The organism is Paraburkholderia fynbosensis, from assembly GCF_902859935.1.
In the GTDB taxonomy this organism is placed as follows: domain Bacteria; phylum Pseudomonadota; class Gammaproteobacteria; order Burkholderiales; family Burkholderiaceae; genus Paraburkholderia; species Paraburkholderia fynbosensis.
In genome coordinates, this window is sequence record NZ_CADIKI010000002.1 from 531,804 (window position 1) to 548,763 (window position 16,960).

Annotated in this window: 13 protein-coding genes; 6 read left to right on the forward strand and 7 right to left on the reverse strand. The window is 65.6% G+C overall.

Annotation, left to right across the window (positions count from 1 at the left end):
* Positions 1 to 12 precede the first annotated feature (12 nt).
* The gene (locus HV770_RS05400; RefSeq protein WP_175158427.1) at positions 13 to 537 is read right to left on the reverse strand and encodes a GNAT family N-acetyltransferase; all 525 of its coding nucleotides are present in this window, start codon (positions 535 to 537) and stop codon (positions 13 to 15) included.
* Positions 538 to 843: 306 nt separating this feature from the next.
* On the opposite strand from HV770_RS05400, the gene tcuC reads away from it, so the two are divergent.
* Positions 844 to 2,145, forward strand: a complete 1,302-nt coding sequence (tcuC, locus tag HV770_RS05405) for an MFS transporter (protein ID WP_175158428.1) — start codon at positions 844 to 846, stop codon at positions 2,143 to 2,145.
* A gap of 218 nt (positions 2,146 to 2,363) precedes the next feature.
* Here the strand turns inward: tcuC and HV770_RS05410 are convergent, their stop codons facing one another.
* Positions 2,364 to 4,211, reverse strand: coding sequence for a tetratricopeptide repeat protein (locus tag HV770_RS05410; protein ID WP_175158429.1), 1,848 nt, complete (start codon positions 4,209 to 4,211; stop codon positions 2,364 to 2,366).
* 291 nt (positions 4,212 to 4,502) lie between these two features.
* On the opposite strand from HV770_RS05410, the gene HV770_RS05415 reads away from it, so the two are divergent.
* Both HV770_RS05415 and HV770_RS05420 read left to right on the forward strand, forming a co-directional pair.
* Positions 4,503 to 5,702 (forward strand): cation diffusion facilitator family transporter, encoded by a 1,200-nt coding sequence (locus HV770_RS05415; protein WP_175158481.1) that lies wholly within the window; start codon positions 4,503 to 4,505, stop codon positions 5,700 to 5,702.
* 191 nt (positions 5,703 to 5,893) lie between these two features.
* Positions 5,894 to 7,618, forward strand: coding sequence for an FAD-dependent monooxygenase (locus HV770_RS05420; protein WP_175158430.1), 1,725 nt, complete (start codon positions 5,894 to 5,896; stop codon positions 7,616 to 7,618).
* 257 nt (positions 7,619 to 7,875) lie between these two features.
* On the opposite strand, the gene HV770_RS05425 is transcribed toward HV770_RS05420, so the two are convergent.
* From HV770_RS05425 to HV770_RS05440, 4 genes are read right to left on the reverse strand one after another with little or no spacing between them, the layout of a single operon-like run.
* Entirely contained in the window at positions 7,876 to 8,130 is a 255-nt protein-coding gene (locus HV770_RS05425; protein WP_175158431.1) for a formate dehydrogenase subunit delta, read from the reverse strand.
* Positions 8,131 to 8,138: 8 nt separating this feature from the next.
* On the reverse strand, positions 8,139 to 11,084 hold the full coding sequence (fdhF, locus tag HV770_RS05430; RefSeq protein WP_175158432.1) for a formate dehydrogenase subunit alpha: 2,946 nt from the start codon (positions 11,082 to 11,084) through the stop codon (positions 8,139 to 8,141).
* Positions 11,085 to 11,098: 14 nt separating this feature from the next.
* Positions 11,099 to 12,667, reverse strand: a complete 1,569-nt coding sequence (locus tag HV770_RS05435; RefSeq protein ID WP_175158433.1) for a formate dehydrogenase beta subunit — start codon at positions 12,665 to 12,667, stop codon at positions 11,099 to 11,101.
* Entirely contained in the window at positions 12,664 to 13,170 is a 507-nt protein-coding gene (locus tag HV770_RS05440) for an NAD(P)H-dependent oxidoreductase subunit E (RefSeq protein ID WP_175158434.1), read from the reverse strand. Before HV770_RS05440 ends, HV770_RS05435 begins: the two co-directional genes overlap by 4 nt.
* A gap of 119 nt (positions 13,171 to 13,289) precedes the next feature.
* Between HV770_RS05440 and HV770_RS05445 the strand changes: the two genes are divergently transcribed.
* Entirely contained in the window at positions 13,290 to 14,378 is a 1,089-nt protein-coding gene (locus HV770_RS05445; RefSeq protein WP_175158435.1) for a substrate-binding domain-containing protein, read from the forward strand.
* Positions 14,379 to 14,487: 109 nt separating this feature from the next.
* Positions 14,488 to 14,754, forward strand: coding sequence for a hypothetical protein (locus tag HV770_RS05450; RefSeq protein ID WP_175158436.1), 267 nt, complete (start codon positions 14,488 to 14,490; stop codon positions 14,752 to 14,754).
* Between the two features lie 78 nt (positions 14,755 to 14,832).
* Here the strand turns inward: HV770_RS05450 and HV770_RS05455 are convergent, their stop codons facing one another.
* Complete coding sequence (locus HV770_RS05455) at positions 14,833 to 15,201, reverse strand: COG4315 family predicted lipoprotein (RefSeq protein WP_175158437.1); 369 nt, start codon at positions 15,199 to 15,201, stop codon at positions 14,833 to 14,835.
* Positions 15,202 to 16,075: 874 nt separating this feature from the next.
* On the opposite strand from HV770_RS05455, the gene HV770_RS05460 reads away from it, so the two are divergent.
* Positions 16,076 to 16,933, forward strand: coding sequence for a hypothetical protein (locus HV770_RS05460; protein WP_246290714.1), 858 nt, complete (start codon positions 16,076 to 16,078; stop codon positions 16,931 to 16,933).
* Positions 16,934 to 16,960 lie beyond the last annotated feature (27 nt).

A 16,960-nucleotide genomic window follows, 5' to 3' on the forward strand; every position in this document is an offset into this window, starting at 1 on the left:
GCGCTCGCCGCCTTATCGATTCAACCGGTACACGTAGCGCAGCGCGGTGATATCCACGCCGCCCATGTGATCCGGTTCAGCGCCGACGAACTGCCAGCCCTGCCGCTCATAGAATCCGATCGCCGGCGTATTGCCTTCGAGCACGTACAGATACAACTGCGCCTCGCCTTGCGCGCGCGCCCAGTCTTCGGCGGCGCGCATCAGCAGCTTGCCGACGCCGATGCCCTGATAGCCCGGCAGCGCATGCAGGTTGTCGAGCAGCACGCCCCACGTTGATTCCGGTTGCCGTTCGACGCAGACGAAGCCGATCGGCTCGCCCGCCAGTTCGGCGATCAGCACGATGCGGCGCTCGCCGCCCGGCGCACTGAGCCGCGCTTCCCAATATGCGGCGCGCTCGCGCGTGACTTCGCCATCGAGGAACGCGTCGGGCAGCAGGCCGCGATACGTGGCTTGCCAACTGGCGCTGTGAATCGACGCAATCAACGCGGCGTCGTCGACGGTGGCGGGGCGCAACGAAAGAGCGGGGAGGGTTCGCATCAGCTGTTGATCAACGCAAGTGCCGGGGCAGAACAGTTTACCGCGATGAATGCTCGCGTCGTCCGTAAGCAAACTGTATGCATTTCGCAACAGCGCCATCAACGGTAACATTACCTGGGGCGGCTTCCGCATGAGTCTCAAGGTTTGCCCTGATTCCGCGTCGATACGTTCACCAGGATAATGCTGCGCCCCCCGGCACGGTCTTTCCTTACCGTTTGCCTGCGGCCTCCGTTTGCACTCGTGCAGCGGATCGTTTCAACTGCCCGCCGTCATCGTGTCACGGCGACGGGCCTATCAGAGAATTTCATGTCCACAGCTTCTCCGACCCTTTCCGTTCAGGAAGAATCCAAGGTCAAGACAGTGTTCCGCGTCGTCAGCGGCAACTTTCTTGAGATGTACGACTTCATGGTCTATGGCTACTACGCCTCGGCGATCGCCAAGACCTACTTCCCCAGCGGCAACGAATTCGCATCGCTGATGCTGTCGCTGTCGGTGTTCGGCGCGGGCTTCCTGATGCGGCCGATCGGCGCGATCGTGCTGGGCGCCTACATCGACCATCACGGCCGCCGCAAAGGTCTGATCCTCACGCTCAGCCTGATGGCGCTCGGCACGCTCACGGTCGCGGCCATCCCGGGCTACGCGACCATCGGCCTCGTCGCACCGGTGCTCGTGCTGCTCGGCCGGCTATTGCAAGGCTTCTCCGCCGGGGTCGAACTGGGCGGCGTGTCCGTGTATCTGTCGGAGATCGCGACGAAGGGCAACAAGGGCTTCTATTGCTCATGGCAGTCGGGCAGCCAGCAGGTCGCCGTGGTGTTCGCCGCGCTGATCGGCGTGACGCTGAACAAGCTGCTGCCCGCCGACCAGATGACCGCCTGGGGCTGGCGCGTGCCGTTCCTGATCGGTTGCCTGATCGTGCCGTTCCTGTTCATCATCCGCCGTTCGCTGAAGGAAACCGAGGAGTTCAAGGCGCGTAAGCATCGTCCGAGCATGAGCGAGATCATGAAGTCGATGGTCACCAACTGGGGCGTCGTGCTGGGCGGCATGGGCATGGTCATCATGACCACGGTGTCGTTCTACACGATCACCGCCTACACGCCGACCTTCGGCAGGGAAGTGCTGAAGCTGTCGTCCATCGACACGCTCGTCGTTACCGTCTGCGTGGGTCTGTCGAACCTGGTCTGGCTGCCGGTCGCGGGCGCGCTGTCGGATCGCATCGGCCGCCGTCCGGTGCTGCTCGCGTTCACGATTCTGACGATCGCCACCGCGTATCCGGCGCTGCAATGGCTGGTCGCCGAGCCGTCGTTCGCGCGCCTGCTGGCGGTCCAGTTGTGGCTGTCGTTCCTGTACGGCAGCTATAACGGCGCGATGGTGGTGGCGCTGACCGAAGTGATGCCGGTCGAAGTGCGCACGGCGGGCTTCTCGCTCGCCTACAGCCTCGCGACGACGGTCGGCGGTTTCACGCCGGCGATCGCGACGCTGCTGATTCACGTCACGAGCAACAAGGCGGCGCCGGGTCTGGTCCTCGGCGTGGCGGCGATCTGCGGCTTGATCGCGACGCTGTTTCTGTATCGGACGCGGGAGTCGCGCAATCAGTATCGAGCGGCTTGAGCGCTCGCGGCCGCGCCGCGGTTGCACGGGTTAAAGAAAAACCCCGCGTTCTCACGGACGCGGGGTTTTTTTATTATTGAACGTGGCGGGGAGCGTGTGATGCAGTGCTGTCGTGCGGGTTGCCTGCGGTCGCTGGCTTGCGGTGCGGTGCGGCGCTTTGCGTGCGCCCCTGCGTGCCCGGCGCCCCCATGCGACCTTGCTTCCATCACCACGCGCAACTAGCCTTTGCGCAACTCGCTCGCCACCTTGTCGACGACTTCGTCCCACGCGCCGGGCCGCGGCTGACGCACGAGGGTCGCGCCCGGATACCACGGGCTGCGCGCGTCGCCCTCGAACCAGCGCCAGTCCGCCGCAAACGGCAGCATCAGCCAGAGCGGCTTGCGCAATGCGCCGGCGAGGTGAGCGATGGACGTGTCGATCGACACCACCGCGTCGAGCCGTTCGATGATCGCCGCGGTGTCCGCGAAGTCGCCAATCCGCGCGTCGAACCGATGGATCGATGCGGCGCGCGGATGCGCGTCGAGCGTCGCGCGTTCGTCGGCGCTCAGCTCGGGCTGCAGCACGATCCAGTCGATGCCGTCGAGCGCGAACAGCGGTTCGAGCGCGGCGAGCGGCATCGAACGCGTTTCGTTCTGCTGGATGCGTCCCGACCACGCGAGGCCGATCTTGCGTTTGGCCTGGCCACCGAGCGAGCCGCGCCATTTGCGGCCGTATGCGGGCGGCACGTCGAGATAAGGCGTGCGGGCGGGGATGGTGTCGAAGCTCGTGCCGAGCGCGAGCGGCAGGCTCAGCAGCGGGCATTGCAGATCGGCGGCGGGGCGCGGCGCGCCCTGCGCGATCAGCGTCACGCGCCAGGCCTGGGCGGCGGGCGCGAGCAAGGGCAGCAATGGCGGCTGGACTTCGAGCACCACGCGCGTCGCGCGCTGCGCGGCGAGCGGGACGAAGCGCACGAACTGCAGCGTATCGCCGAAACCCTGCTCGGCGTGGATCAGCAGCGTGCGTTGTTCGATCGGCTCGCCGTGCCAGCGCGGCAGCGTGTGGATGACCGGCTGCGCGACGGTCTGCAGCCGCCATTCGTATTCCGGCAGCCCGCGTGCGAAGTCGCGCAGGGTGAGCCACGCGAGCGCGCGGTTCATGTGCGCGGAGGCGAGCTCGGGGCGCAGGCGCAGCGCCTGATCGAACGCGCGCACGGCTCGCGCGGGCGCGCCGAGCGCCTGATGCGCGGTGCCGAGACTGAGCCAGGCGAGCGCGAATTGCGGATCGAGGCCGACAGAGCGTTCCAGATACGGCAGCGCCTGCGCGTGGCGCCCGAGTGCGGCGAGCGCGTTGCCCATCCCGTAGATGGCGGGCGGCAGGTTCGGCTGGAAACTCAGCGCGGCCTCGAACGACGCGACCGCTTCGGCATGGCGGCCGGTGGCGTCGAAGGTATTGGCGAGATTGAAGTGCGCGGCGACGAAGCGCGGCTCGGCGGCGAGCGCCGCCTGGAAGCACGGGATCGCCTCGTCCGCGCGACCCAGCGCGTTCAGCGCCATGCCCATGTTGTTCAGCGCGCCGGCATGGCCGGGGCGCAGTTCGAGCGCGCGCCGGAACGACGCGATCGCTTCCGCGTGGCGCCCCAGCGCGTGCAGCGCGTTGCCGAGATTGTTGTGCGACGACGCGTCACCGGGCTGCAGGCGCAGCGACCGTTCGAACGCCTCGGCGGCGTCTTCGTGACGACCCAGCGATGCGTACGCGTTGCCGAGGTTGTAGTGCGCCATCGGGAAGGACGGCGCGAGGGTCAGCGCGTTGCGGAACTGTTCGATCGCGTCGTCGATCTGGCCGAGCGCCTTCAGCGCGTTGCCGAGATTCAGTTGCAGCGCGGCGTCTTCCGGGCGCAGGTTCACGGCGCGCCGCACGAGTGCGGCGGCTTCGGCGTGCTGGCCTTGCTGATGGCGCAGCACGCCCAGCAGGTGCAACGCGTCGACGTGCGTGGGATTGCCGTCGAGCGTCGCGCGATAGCCGCGTTCGGCGTCGTCGAGGCGGCCGTCACGATGCGCCGCGAAAGCGCGGTCAAATACAGGTTGCATGACGGGGGATGGCGTTCGGGTGAGGCAGAGGCCGCATTTTCCCACACTCGCCGGAGCGCGCTCCGGTTTGACCGGTTTGCCTACCCTCTATAGCATCTGGATACCTGTGCATGGTTTTGCTGCGATGCATCGATTCGAGATGTCCGTGGCGGATTGTTCAACGGGTTCCTGCGGGGCTTTCGTGCTGGGTGTGTGTCTGCGCCGGCCAGTGGCGCGGCGCGTGCGGCACGCGATCGGCGTGCAGCCGGCCGGGTTGCTTCGCCTGCCCGGCGACAATTCTCTGGATGCATGATGAAGAAGAAGGATGCGGTGGGTCTCGAGGATGAAGGGCTCGCGCGGGAGCGGAACGCGCATGGACCTGCGCATGCCGCCGGTGCGCATCGGCGCGATGGGGTGGACGGACTTCGTGATGAAAGCGGTGGGGACGGCTCTCATGGCGGGGATGTCCGAAGCGGCAATCCGCCCCGCGGTCACGATGGAAGTGGTCACGGCGATAGCGGCAGCGCCCATGGCGGTCACGAGCACCACGATCACCGCGACCCCAGCCAGCCCAGCAACACCCACGGCCACCACCCCCGCGCCGGCCACCACCATCACCACCACATCCCCGCCGCAGGCCATGGCCGTGCTTTCGCCATCGCCGTCGCGCTGAACATCGCGATCGTCGTAGTTCAGGCGATCTACGGCGTGCTCGCGCATTCCACCGCGCTGCTCGCCGACGCGGGCCACAACCTCTCCGACGTCCTCGGCCTGCTGCTCGCATGGGGCGCCGCCTGGCTCGCCACGCGCCGTCCGTCGGCGCGCTATACGTTCGGCTACGGCAGTTCGTCGATCCTCGCCTCGCTCGTCAACGCGGGGTTGCTGCTGTTCGCGTGCGGCGTGATCGTCACCGAGGCGATCGGGCGCCTGATGAACCCCGCGCCGGTGGCCGGGCTCGCGGTGTTCGTCGTCGCGACCGTGGGCGTGGTGGTGAACGGCGTGTCCGCGTGGCTTTTCATGCGCGGCCAGAAGGAAGACCTCAACATTCGCGGCGCCTTCCTGCACATGGCCGCCGATGCCGGCATTTCGGCGGCGGTCGCGGTGAGCGGCCTCGTGATTCTCTATACCCGCTGGCTCTGGCTCGATCCGCTGATGAGCCTCGTCGTGGTCGCGGTCGTCGTGGCGGGCACGTGGAGCCTGTTGCGCGATTCGCTACGCCTCGCGCTCGACGCCGTGCCGCCCGGCATCGATGCGCAACGCATCCGCGAATATCTGGCCGCGCAACCCGGCGTGGTCGACGTGCACGACCTGCACGTGTGGGCGCTGTCGACCACCGGCAACGCGCTCAGCGCGCATCTGGTGATGCCGGCGGGCCATCCCGGCGACGAGTCGCTCGACCACATCGTCAGCGCGTTGCGTGAGCGTTTTTCGATGCAGCATGCAACGCTGCAAGTCGACCTCGGCACGACCGAGCATCGTTGCGCGCTGGACCACGCGCCGCATGCGGATTGATTCAGATAGTGCGCAACTGAGGTGATGCGGCTGGACTCACGTCATGCGGAGCGGCAGTGCAATAAGCCGCTCCGGGAACGTCATCGGCAGAGCGCCGTGCGCATTCCCACGTCTGCCGAATGACGCAGCGCACTGCCGCCCTCAATATCGGCGGCGTACACTAGAGCGCATTGTTGTCTCCGGAGTGCCGCATGGACGCTGCAGCCTACGACGCGTCGCCGGTGCTGATCGTCGGGGCGGGTCCGACCGGACTTGCCGCAGCGATGAGTCTCGCGCGTGCCCATATTCCCGTGCGTCTGATCGACAAAGCGATGCAGCCGAACCCATATTCGCGGGCCATCGGCATTCAGGCGCGCACGCTCGAACTGCTCGAGCAGCATCGGCTGGTCGAACCGTTTCTCGAACTCGGTCATCGCGCGCGCATCGCCAATCTTTTTTCGAACGGCATGCGTCTCGCGCAACTCGATTTCGATCCACTGCACACGCGCTATCCGTATCTGCTGTTTCTCGACCAGTCCGTGACCGAGCGCCTGCTCACTGAACATCTCGCCACCCTGGGCGTGGCGATCGAACGGGGCGTCGAACTGACGATGTTCTCGCAGGGCTCCGCAGGCCTGCAGGCGACGCTGCGTCGTGCCGACGGCCACGCCGAAACGATGCGCCCGTCATACATGATCGCCGCCGACGGCGCGCACAGTGCGATCCGTCATCGGCTGGGTCTGAGCTTCGAGGGCAAGACCTTCGAGCAGACCTTCCTGCTCGCCGATCTGCACGCCGAAACCGCGTGGCCCGATGACGAGTTCCACATCTTTGCGTCGGGCGAAGGCCTCGTCGCGCTGTTTCCGATGGGGCACGGCCGGCATCGGCTGATCGCGGATCATGCGATCGAACCGGCCGCGGTCGCCTCGCCCCCCACACCCGTGGTGCTCGGCGAGCCGCCGCTCGACCGGGTGCCCGAGCCGTCGCTCGAACAATGCAAGGCGCTGATCGCGCGGCGCGTGCGCGAACGCGTCGACGTGTCGGATCTCGCGTGGTCCTCGTATTTCCATCTGAACAGCCGGATGGTGGAGCGGCTGCGCGTCGGCCGCATCTTCCTCGCTGGCGACGCCGCGCATGTGCATAGCCCGGCCGGCGCGCAAGGCATGAACACCGGCATTCAGGAAGCGTTCAATCTCGGCTGGAAGCTCGCGCGCGTGCTCAAAGGCGCGGCGCCGGACCGGCTGCTCGATACCTACCATCTCGAACGGCATCCGATCGAGCGCGACGTGCTGCGGCAGACCGGCTTCATTACGCAGATGGCCGAGGCCGATCACGGGCCGCTCAAGCTGCTGCGCGAACGCGCGATGCCGGTGCTCGCCGCGTTCGGTCCGCTGCGCGATGCCGCGCGCCTGACCATCAGCGAATTGTCGATCCAGTACCGGCGCAGTCCGCTCACGCTCGAACGGGTGCTCGACGGCGGCCCGCGCGCCGGCGAACGCGCGCCCGATGCGCTGGTGCATGTGGTCGATGGGCCGCTTGGTCGCGCGCCGGGTGTCGGCTGCATTTTCGATCTGCATGATCCGGCGTTCTTCTCGCTATTCCTGCTGGTGCCGCCGCTGCCCGTCGACGATACGCCGCTCGATCCGGCCGCCAAACATGCGCCGCCGCCAGACCCGGAACTGGAGCGGCTCGCTGCCGAAGTCGAGCGCCTGCTACCGGGCGCGGTGCGGATCTGGCGCATCACCGATACGACCGGCGACGGCGGCCCGGCGTTGTCCGAATCGTATGGACGCACGCGGCCGTCGTTCTATCTGGTGAGGCCGGATGGCTATATCAGTGCGCGCGGACGCACCGGCTCAGATTTGCACGGCCTGCTGCGCCATTGCGAAGCGTGGTTTGCGGTAGGGGGCGAGATACCGGAGCAGGCGGCGCTGTGAGGTGAGCCGTTGTTGGTTTTCGCTGTCTTGCCAGGAAGAAGAGGGAGAGCGCCGCGCGACCGGTTGTGCGTGAATCGTGAGCGAGCAGAGACCGACTCGTGAATTCGCCGCTGCCTGAAGCGAAAGGCTGGCCGCGTCGCAAGCTCGTGAGGCACGTCTGCTTTCTGAATATCGAGGCGGCTGCTCTCGAGCCGTCGCTTAAGCGACGGTTCGAGCCGCTGCTCGATCCACCGAGCAGCCGCCTCGATCTGAACCGCCTAAGCGGTCGAAGCCGCCGCGGGCGTCAACTCCTCGCGATGCCCGACGAGCGCCTCCCTGACGAAGTCCGACAACACAATGCCGTTCGCATCCGGTGCCTCGTCGAGCGCCGCCAGCAGCGCGCGCCGCATGCGCGGCTCCCAGAACCGGCGAATATGATCGGCAACCCCGGCGAGCGCCTCCTCGTGGTCCGGCATCGACTCGAAGAAGTCGCCGATCCGGTTCGCCATGTCGATCAGGTTTTGAGTGTCCATCGCTCGCCTCACTTACCCGATGTCGTATTGGCCAGCTCGCGCTGTCTGAGCAGATCGAGCTGCTCGCTGTTAAAGCGCGAGTAGTCCTGCTGCCATTGCGACGGCTGTTCGACCGGCGTCACCTGCACCGCGGTCACCTTGTATTCCGGACAGTTGGTCGCCCAGTCCGAGCTATCGGTGGTGATCACGTTCGCGCCCGATTCGGGGAAGTGGAACGTCGTGTAGACCACGCCCGGCTGCATGCGCTCGGTCACCTTCGCGCGCAACACGGTCTGCCCCGCGCGCGATTCGATGCCGACCCAGTCGTCGTTCCTGATGCCGCGATCTTCGGCGTCCTGTGGATGGATTTCGAGCCGGTCCTCGTCGTGCCAGCGAGAGTTCTCGGTGCGGCGCGTTTGCGCGCCCACGTTGTACTGCGACAGGATGCGGCCGGTCGTGAGCAGCAGCGGAAACTTGCGCGTGACTTTTTCCGGCGACGCGATGAACTTCGTGATCACGAAGCGGCCCTTGCCGCGCACGAAGGCGTCGACGTGCATGGTCGGCGTGCCGTCCGGCGCGTTCTCGTTGCACGGCCACTGGATGCTGCCGAGTTCGTCGAGCTTCTGATACGACACGCCGTGGAAAGTCGGCGTGAGACGCGCGATCTCGTCCATGATCTGCGACGGGTGCGTGTAGTCCATTTCATAGCCGAGCGCGCGCGAGAGCAGGATCGTCGCTTCCCAGTCGGCGTAACCCGCGAGCGGCGGCATCACCTTGCGCACGCGCGAAATGCGGCGCTCCGCGTTGGTGAAGGTGCCGTCCTTTTCGAGGAACGACGAGCCGGGCAGCAGCACGTGCGCGTACTTGGCGGTCTCGTTGAGGAAGATGTCCTGCACGACGATGCATTCCATCGACGACAGCGCCGCCGACACATGATGCGTGTTCGGGTCCGACTGCACGATGTCTTCGCCCTGGCAGTAGAGGCCCTTGAAGGTGCCGTGCACGGCGGCGTCGAACATGTTCGGAATGCGCAGGCCGGGTTCCGGCTGCAGCGTAACGTTCCAGGCGTCTTCGAACAGCGTGCGCGTGACCGTGTCGCTGATATGGCGGTAGCCCGGCAGTTCGTGCGGGAACGAGCCCATGTCGCACGAACCCTGCACGTTGTTCTGGCCGCGCAGCGGATTCACGCCCACGCCTTCGCGGCCGATGTTGCCCGTTGCCATCGCGAGGTTGGCGATGCCCATGACCATCGTCGAACCTTGCGCATGTTCGGTGACGCCAAGGCCGTAGTAGATCGCGGCATTGCCGCCCGTCGCATAGATGCGCGCGGCTTCGCGCACCTGCTGCGCGGGCACGCCGGTGAATGCCTCCGTGGCTTCCGGCGCGTTCTCCGGCAGCGCGACGAAATCGCGCCACTGCCCGAACGCGCGGGTTTCGCAACGCTCGGCGATGAACGCTTCGTTCAGCAGACCTTCGGTGACGATCACGTGCGCGAGCGCGTTCACGATGGCCACGTTGGTGCCCGGGCGCAATTGCAGATGATGCGACGCCTTCACGTGCGGCGTATCGACGATATCGATGCGCCGCGGATCGACGACGATCAGCTTCGCGCCCTCGCGCACGCGGCGCTTCAGACGCGAGGCGAACACCGGGTGGCCGTCGGTCGGATTCGCGCCGATCACCATGATGACGTCGGCTTTATCGACCGACGCGAACGTCTGCGTGCCCGCCGATTCGCCGATCGTCGTCTTCAGGCCATAGCCGGTCGGCGAGTGGCACACGCGCGCGCAGGTGTCGACGTTGTTGTTGCCGAACGCGGCGCGCACGAGCTTCTGGACGAGATAGGTTTCCTCGTTCGTGCAGCGCGACGACGTGATGCCGCCGATCGAATCGCGCCCGTGCTTCTCCTGGATGCGGCGGAATTCGGACGCGGCATAGCTGATCGCTTCTTCCCAGCTGACTTCGCGCCACGGGTCGGTGATCTTCGCACGGATCATCGGCTTCGTGATGCGGTCCTTGTGCGTCGCGTAGCCCCACGCGAATCGGCCCTTCACGCAGGCGTGGCCTTCGTTGGCCTGGCCGTTCTTGTGCGGCACCATCCGCACGACCTGGTTGCCCTTCATCTCTGCCTTGAACGAGCAGCCGACGCCGCAATACGCGCAGGTGGTGACGACCGAATGCTCGGACTGGCCGAGCATGATCACGGACTTTTCCTGCAGGGTCGCAGTCGGGCATGCGGCGACGCACGCGCCGCACGACACGCACTCCGAGTCCATGAACGGCTGGTTCTCACTGGCCGCCACGCGCGATTCGAAGCCGCGTGCGGCAATGGTCAGCGCGAACGTGCCTTGCGTTTCCTCGCATGCGCGCACGCAGCGATTACAGACGATGCACTTCGACGGGTCGTACGTGAAGTACGGGTTCGACTCGTCCTTCTTGTCCTTCAGGTGATTCGCGCCGTCGAAACCGTAGCGCACTTCGCGCAGCCCGGTCACCCCCGCCATGTCCTGCAGCTCGCAGTCGCCGTTGGCGGGGCAGGTGAGGCAGTCGAGCGGGTGGTCGGAGATGTACAGCTCCATGACGTTGCGGCGCAGCGACTGCAGACGCTCCGTTTGCGTGCGGACCTTCATGCCTGCTTCGACCGGCGTCGTGCACGACGCGGGATAGCCGCGCTTGCCTTCGATTTCGACGAGACACAGCCGGCACGAGCCGAACGGTTCGAGCGAATCGGTCGCGCAGAGCTTCGGCACGTTGACGCCGGCTTCGGCGGCGGCGCGCATCACCGAGGTGCCGGCGGGCACCGTGATCGCCTGGCCGTCAATTTCGAGCGTGACGTCGACGTCGGCGTGACGCGCGGGGGTGCCGTAGTCGGTGTCGTCGAGGAACGAGCGGGTGGCGCGTTGCTGCGCTTGCGACTTGCACGCGCAGTTGCCTGAGCCGCAGCCGCCGGCGGGAGAGTTGAGCATGTCTGACATGGTGAGCTCCTGGGTCAGGCCGCGGCCTTGGGCACGCTGTGAGTTGTATCGGCGAGACCGAAGTCTTCGGGGAAATGGTCGAGCGCGGACAGCACCGGGAACGGCGTCATGCCGCCCATCGCGCAGAGCGAGCCGGACACCATCGTGTCGCACAGATCGCGCAGCAACTGCACCTGGCGCGTGGACGTGTCGCCGTTGCGAATCCGGCCGATCACTTCGACGCCGCGCGTCGAGCCGATCCGGCACGGCGTGCACTTGCCGCACGATTCGATCGCGCAGAAGTGCATCGCGTACTGCGCGAGCTCGGCGAGATTCGACGTGTCGTCATGCACGACGAGACCGCCGTGGCCGACCACCGCGCCGACCGCCGCATACGCCTCGTAGTCCATCGGAATGTCCCACTGGCTTTCAGGCAGATACGTGCCGAGCGGGCCGCCCACCTGCACGGCACGCGCCGGCCGGCCGCTGGCCGTGCCGCCGCCGAAGCCGTAGAGCAGTTCGCGCAGCGTCACGCCGAACGCGAGTTCGACGAGGCCGCCTTGCTTGACGTTGCCGGCCAGCTGGAACGGCAGCGTGCCGCGCGAGCGGCCCATGCCGAAGTCTTTGTAGAACGCCGCGCCGCGCGCGAAGATGATCGGCACGGTGGCGAGCGTGATCACGTTGTTGATTACGCTAGGCTGGCCGAACAGGCCCGAGAGCGCCGGCACCGGCGGCTTCGCACGCACGATCCCGCGCTTGCCTTCGAGCGATTCGAGCAGCGCGGTTTCCTCGCCGCAGACGTACGACCCGGCGCCTTTCGCGACGAACAGTTCGAAGCGGTGCGCGCTCTCGCCGAGCACGCTGTCGCCGAGCCAGCCGGCGGCGCGCGCGCGGGCGATGGCCGCTTCGAGCGTCGCGATCGAATGCGGATATTCGCTGCGTACGTAGATGTAGCCGACCGTCGCGCCGGTCACGACGCCCGCGATGATCATGCCTTCGACCAGCATGTACGGATCGCTTTCCATCACGAGGCGATCGGAGAAGGTGCCCGAGTCGCCTTCGTCGGCATTGCAGACGATGTACTTTTGCGCCGCTTGCGCGCCGCGCACCGTGCGCCATTTGATGCCGGCCGGGAACGCAGCGCCGCCGCGGCCCCGCAGGCCGGATTCGATCAGCGCGGCGCAGGCGGCGTCGCCGTCGGTTCGCAGCGCCTGACGCAGGCCTTCGAGGCCGCCGTGCGCGACGTAATCGTCGATCGAGAGCGGGTCGGTGATGCCGATGCGCGCGAAGGTCAGGCGTTGCTGCTTCTTCAGATACGGAATCTCGTCGACCACGCCGACGCGCCGCGCATGCTCGCCGCCTGCGACGAAGCCGGCGTCGAACAGCGCGGCGACGTCATCGGCTTCGATGTTGGCATAGCCGATGCGGCCTTCGGCGGTGGCGACTTCGACGAGCGGTTCGAGCCACAGCAGGCCGCGCGAACCGTTGCGCACCAGTTCGATCTCGACGCCGCGGCGCGCGGCTTCGGCTTCAATGGCCTGCGCCACGGCATCGGCGCCGAGCGCGAGCGCCGACGAATCGCGGGGAACGTAGATGCGCGTCATGCCGGCACCTCCACGCATTTGCTGGCGGCGGCGAAGAGCGCGTCGAATTTCTGCGGCGTGACCCTCGCGTGCAATGTGCCGTTGAGCATCATTGCCGGCGACAGTGCGCATTGACCGAGGCAATACACCGACTCCAGTTCCACCGTCGCGCCAGGCTGATGGCCGGCGTCGAAGCGGCAACCGGTGTGCGCCTCAATGTGCTGGGCGAGCGCTTCGGTGCCCATGCTGCGGCAGGCTTCCGCGCGGCACAGTTGCACGGTGACCGGCGCGGCGGGCTCGCTGCGGAAGTGGTGGTAGTAGGTGATGACGCCGTGCACTTCGGCACGCGACAGGTTCAGCGCACGCGCGAGCGGCGCAACGGCGCCGGGCGGCACGTAGCCGAGTTCATCCTGAATCGCGTGCAACACCGCAAGCAGCGACATACCCGGACGCGCGTGACGCTGCACGAGCTGATCCGGCACGATAGTGAGGGAATCGGTCAAAGGGGGCTCCTCCAAGGTCATATATGCACTTGTTATTCATAAAGCGTGCACTTATGCTTCGTCTATTCAAATATGGTGTAGGTATAGCCGAACGATAGGCGGGCAAATCGGCTCGCGCAATAGGAAAGAGTTGAACATATATGATCAGGATCGAATGTCAGGCACAACTGGTGGTGAAGGGTGCGGACGGGCGCGAATCCAGCCTGTCGGACGTGGTGCCGCTGCTCGCGCTCGTCGACGAATCCGGCAGCATCGCGCAGGCGGCTACGCTTAAGGGTTTGTCCTACCGGCATGCGTGGGGTTTGCTGCGCGGCATCGAAGAGCGTCTGGGCGGTCCGTTGATCGCCAAGGAGCGTGGCCGCGGCTCCGTGCTATCCGAGCTTGGGCAGGCGGTTCTGCGTGCGCAGCGTCTGTGCGGCGAGCGGCTCGACGGCAACATGCAGGCGCTCGCGAGCGAAGTGGCGAGCGACCTGAATCGCTGGCTCGCGCCGCTCGCCGACGACGTGCGGATTCATGCGTCGCACGGCTACGCGGTGGCCACGCTGGTGACGGTGCTGGTCGCGAGCGATCTGCCGGTCGAGATCAAATACCGCGACGGTGTGGACGCCGTCAGCGCGCTCGCGCGCGGCGAGTGCGACCTGGCGGGCTTTCACCTGCCGCTTGGCGAGTTCCGCGCGGCTTGCGCCGACACGTACCGGCGCTGGCTCGATCCGCAGCGGCACGTGCTCGTGCACCTCACGCGACGCAAGCAGGGGCTGTTCATCGGCAAGGGCAATCCGAAACGGATCGACGGACTCCGCGATCTCGCACGCGACGACATTCGCTTTGTCAATCGTCAGCCGGGCTCGGGCACGCGCATCCTGCTCGATCTCGCCCTGCGCCAGCTCGGCATCGATCCGGACCGGGTCAATGGCTATGCGTCGACCGAACTCACGCATTCGGCGATCGCGGCGTTCGTCGCGAGCGGCATGGCGGATGTGGGCTTCGGTGTGGAGCCTGCGGCGCATCACTTCGGGCTCGACTTCATCCCGATCGTCGACGAGGACTATTACTTCGCGTGCGACCGCGCGAATCTCGAACGCACGCCGCTCGCCACGGTGATCGATCTGTTGCGTGGCAGCGCGTTTCGACATAACGTCGAGCATCTCGACGGCTACGATCCGCGCGGCTGCGGCAAGCTCGTCGATCTTGCCGCCGGTCTCGCCGGATCCCCCGATGCGCTGACGTAAGAGGCTGTAAACTTCGGGCTGCCTGCGGCGCTGCGAATCGCCGCCGTTTCGGCTACTCTCTCAACTTCCGCTTCCGCCTTAACCGCGCGCCACGCCGCGCTGACTCGATATGAAAGCTCTTCTCCACGTATGTGCCGCCGCCGCGACGGCGAGTGTGCTGCTCGCTACCGCCCCGGTCGCCTTTGCACAGAATTCACCCGGCGTGCCGGGCGGCATCCTGCAAGACCAGTTCCGTCTTGCCGAACATCCGCAAATGCCGTTTGCCGCGTCGGCGCCGTCGGGCAAATACCAGTCCGGCAAAAAGTCGGCCATGCGCAAGCGCGGCGACATGGGCGATCCGAACGGCTGCAATCTGCAGTGTCCTAAAGACGAATAACGTTGCCCGCATGGCGGCGCAGGGCTCGCCCCGGCGCCGCCGTTTCACGGCCGATGTTCGATCGGCCGCTGCTCACACTCAGGGCTTGGCCGTGTGCCACATGTCCTTGAAGCCTTCCCCCTTCGCATCCCCCGCCTGCTTGTCCTCCGCGTAGCGATACAGCGGATGGCCCTTGTACGCCCATTGCTTCTTGCCGTCGGCGCCGGGGATCAGCGTCCAGTCGCCCGACGGTTTGTCCGCCGGGCCCGCCGTGGCCGCGGGCCAGTGGCTCATGCAGCCGCCGGTACAGGCGCTCACGCCGGGCGTGGTGTCTTTGTCGAACGTATAGAGCGTCATGCCGTCCGCATTGACAAAGCGGCCATTGTTCACCTTGGGCGGGTCGGCGAACGCGCTTTGTTGCAGCGCGACTAGCGCGAGCGGGGCGAGGAAAAGGATGGTCTTGCGCATGATGCGGGCTCCTGGGTTGACAGTGTGGTTGACTGCGTGTGGTTGGAGTATAGGCAGCGGGTGGAATCCGGCCGGCCATCGGTGTGCCTGCCAGCAATAAACGGATGAGCGCGGGTGGATATTCCGTGTCGGGTCGATTGTTGCGGAGTTTTTCGTAAAGCCGTGATTTGCGGCGATTAAGTTTATTGAAATTGCAAATGGGCCGTGAATTTTCCTTGCGGAATTGGGAAGGTTCCCTGTCATTTTTATGAAAAATAATTCAGTCTATTGGCCATATTTAATGTGGCTGCGCTATTGTCGTGTCTGATTAATGAGTAAATCAATGAGTGTTTTAGCCGGCTGCGGATAAAGACAAGACGCCCAAGGAAGAAGATCGTCGACGCGTGGCGCCGCGGCGTGCCGCGATGCATGTATGTGGCGCCTGCGATTTGATAATCGGGTGGTGGTTATTAAATACACCCGGGAAGTGTAAAAAAACGCAAAGAGCCACTCATAAAGAATTCCCGATGTTAGGATTTGCATCGCTCGGTGAATCGGGGTTTTATCTCGCGAGCTAATTTTTTTAACCATTAGATAGGTAATCAAAATGCAAAAGATCAATCGCAATGACTTGGCTAAATCCGCTGTTGCAGGCGGCTGCTGCAAGGGCGCTGCCAGTACGCCGGCCACGCAGACGCCCGTTGTCAAGGCGTAAGCTTGTGAAGGCGTAAAAGTCTCACGCGCCGGAGTGGTCGTCGTACGACCACTCCGGCCCTTTCGCGTCAACGTGGAGTGAAATATGGGGTGGTGGAGCGCCGCTCCGGTCAGGATGACTTCGCTGCGAAACGAAATCGCGCGCGCAAGGCGCCGGCTGCAAGGATGGTCGATCGCTCATATGCCGCCTTCGGTAATCGAACCGTTGGCCGCTGCCGTATGGAAAGCTCACAGCCTCGTCGACGCGCGTGCACGCTGGAACGGCATCTCGCGCTGCGAGAGCGGGCGCGACATGCCGGGGTCGGCGCCGTTCAGCGCAACGCAGGTTTCGTCCGGCAGCTTGCGTGAAAGCCTGATCGACAAGCGGATCTATTACGGCCGTCTGTTGCGCGGCCGCGAGGACTGGCCGGACCTGCAACACGTGGCGCAGATGCTTGCCGCCCGAATCCGGCAATTGCAGGCCGAGGTGCCGGGGCGTCCTGTCATCGTGTCGCCGTTTCACTACGTGTCGCAATACGCGAACATTTATGTGATCGACGCATTGCGCGAAATGCTCGGGCTCGAATCGATTTCGGTGGTGTCGGGCGTGCCGCGCGACATGTACGGTGACGACCAGACGCTCATCCCCAGCGTGACCGTGCTGTACACGTACGGCGACGATAACCGTAATGGCCTTGGCCTGCGCGTCGCGAGAACGTTGAGGCGCAACGGCGTCGCGGTACTGTTCGCCGACGTGCCGCCGTTCGCGCTGCACCGCTATCCGATGGAAACGGTCGGCGTGTCGATCTTCGGTCGCAACGCGCGCATTCACAACGGCGTGTTCCGGCTAGGCGCGCCGTTCAATGCCATGCTGCTGCCGTTTTATCTGCGTTTCCGGCAAGGGCGGTTCAGCGCCGAACTGTTCGGACCTTTGCCGCTTGCCGCTCCTGACGCTCCGCAATGGCTCGCCGGTTACATCGAAAGCGCGGCGCTCGACAACTATCCCGACTGGCTCGTATCAGGACATCCGTCGATGTACGCGTTCGCGCCGGTCCGCTAGACACCCGCGCCCAGCCTGGTGGCCGCG

Coding starts and splice junctions, on each gene's coding strand:
- HV770_RS05455 (WP_175158437.1), bottom strand. CDS start 15,201: ATGCGCAAGACCATCCTTTTCCTCGCCCCGCTCGCGCTAGTCGCGCTG.
- HV770_RS05440 (WP_175158434.1), bottom strand. CDS start 13,170: ATGACCTTGGAGGAGCCCCCTTTGACCGATTCCCTCACTATCGTGCCG.
- HV770_RS05420 (WP_175158430.1), top strand. CDS start 5,894: ATGGACGCTGCAGCCTACGACGCGTCGCCGGTGCTGATCGTCGGGGCG.
- HV770_RS05450 (WP_175158436.1), top strand. CDS start 14,488: ATGAAAGCTCTTCTCCACGTATGTGCCGCCGCCGCGACGGCGAGTGTG.
- HV770_RS05460 (WP_246290714.1), top strand. CDS start 16,076: ATGCCGCCTTCGGTAATCGAACCGTTGGCCGCTGCCGTATGGAAAGCT.
- HV770_RS05410 (WP_175158429.1), bottom strand. CDS start 4,211: ATGCAACCTGTATTTGACCGCGCTTTCGCGGCGCATCGTGACGGCCGC.
- tcuC (WP_175158428.1), top strand. CDS start 844: ATGTCCACAGCTTCTCCGACCCTTTCCGTTCAGGAAGAATCCAAGGTC.
- HV770_RS05445 (WP_175158435.1), top strand. CDS start 13,290: ATGATCAGGATCGAATGTCAGGCACAACTGGTGGTGAAGGGTGCGGAC.
- HV770_RS05425 (WP_175158431.1), bottom strand. CDS start 8,130: ATGGACACTCAAAACCTGATCGACATGGCGAACCGGATCGGCGACTTC.
- HV770_RS05400 (WP_175158427.1), bottom strand. CDS start 537: ATGCGAACCCTCCCCGCTCTTTCGTTGCGCCCCGCCACCGTCGACGAC.
- HV770_RS05435 (WP_175158433.1), bottom strand. CDS start 12,667: ATGACGCGCATCTACGTTCCCCGCGATTCGTCGGCGCTCGCGCTCGGC.
- HV770_RS05415 (WP_175158481.1), top strand. CDS start 4,503: ATGAAGAAGAAGGATGCGGTGGGTCTCGAGGATGAAGGGCTCGCGCGG.
- fdhF (WP_175158432.1), bottom strand. CDS start 11,084: ATGTCAGACATGCTCAACTCTCCCGCCGGCGGCTGCGGCTCAGGCAAC.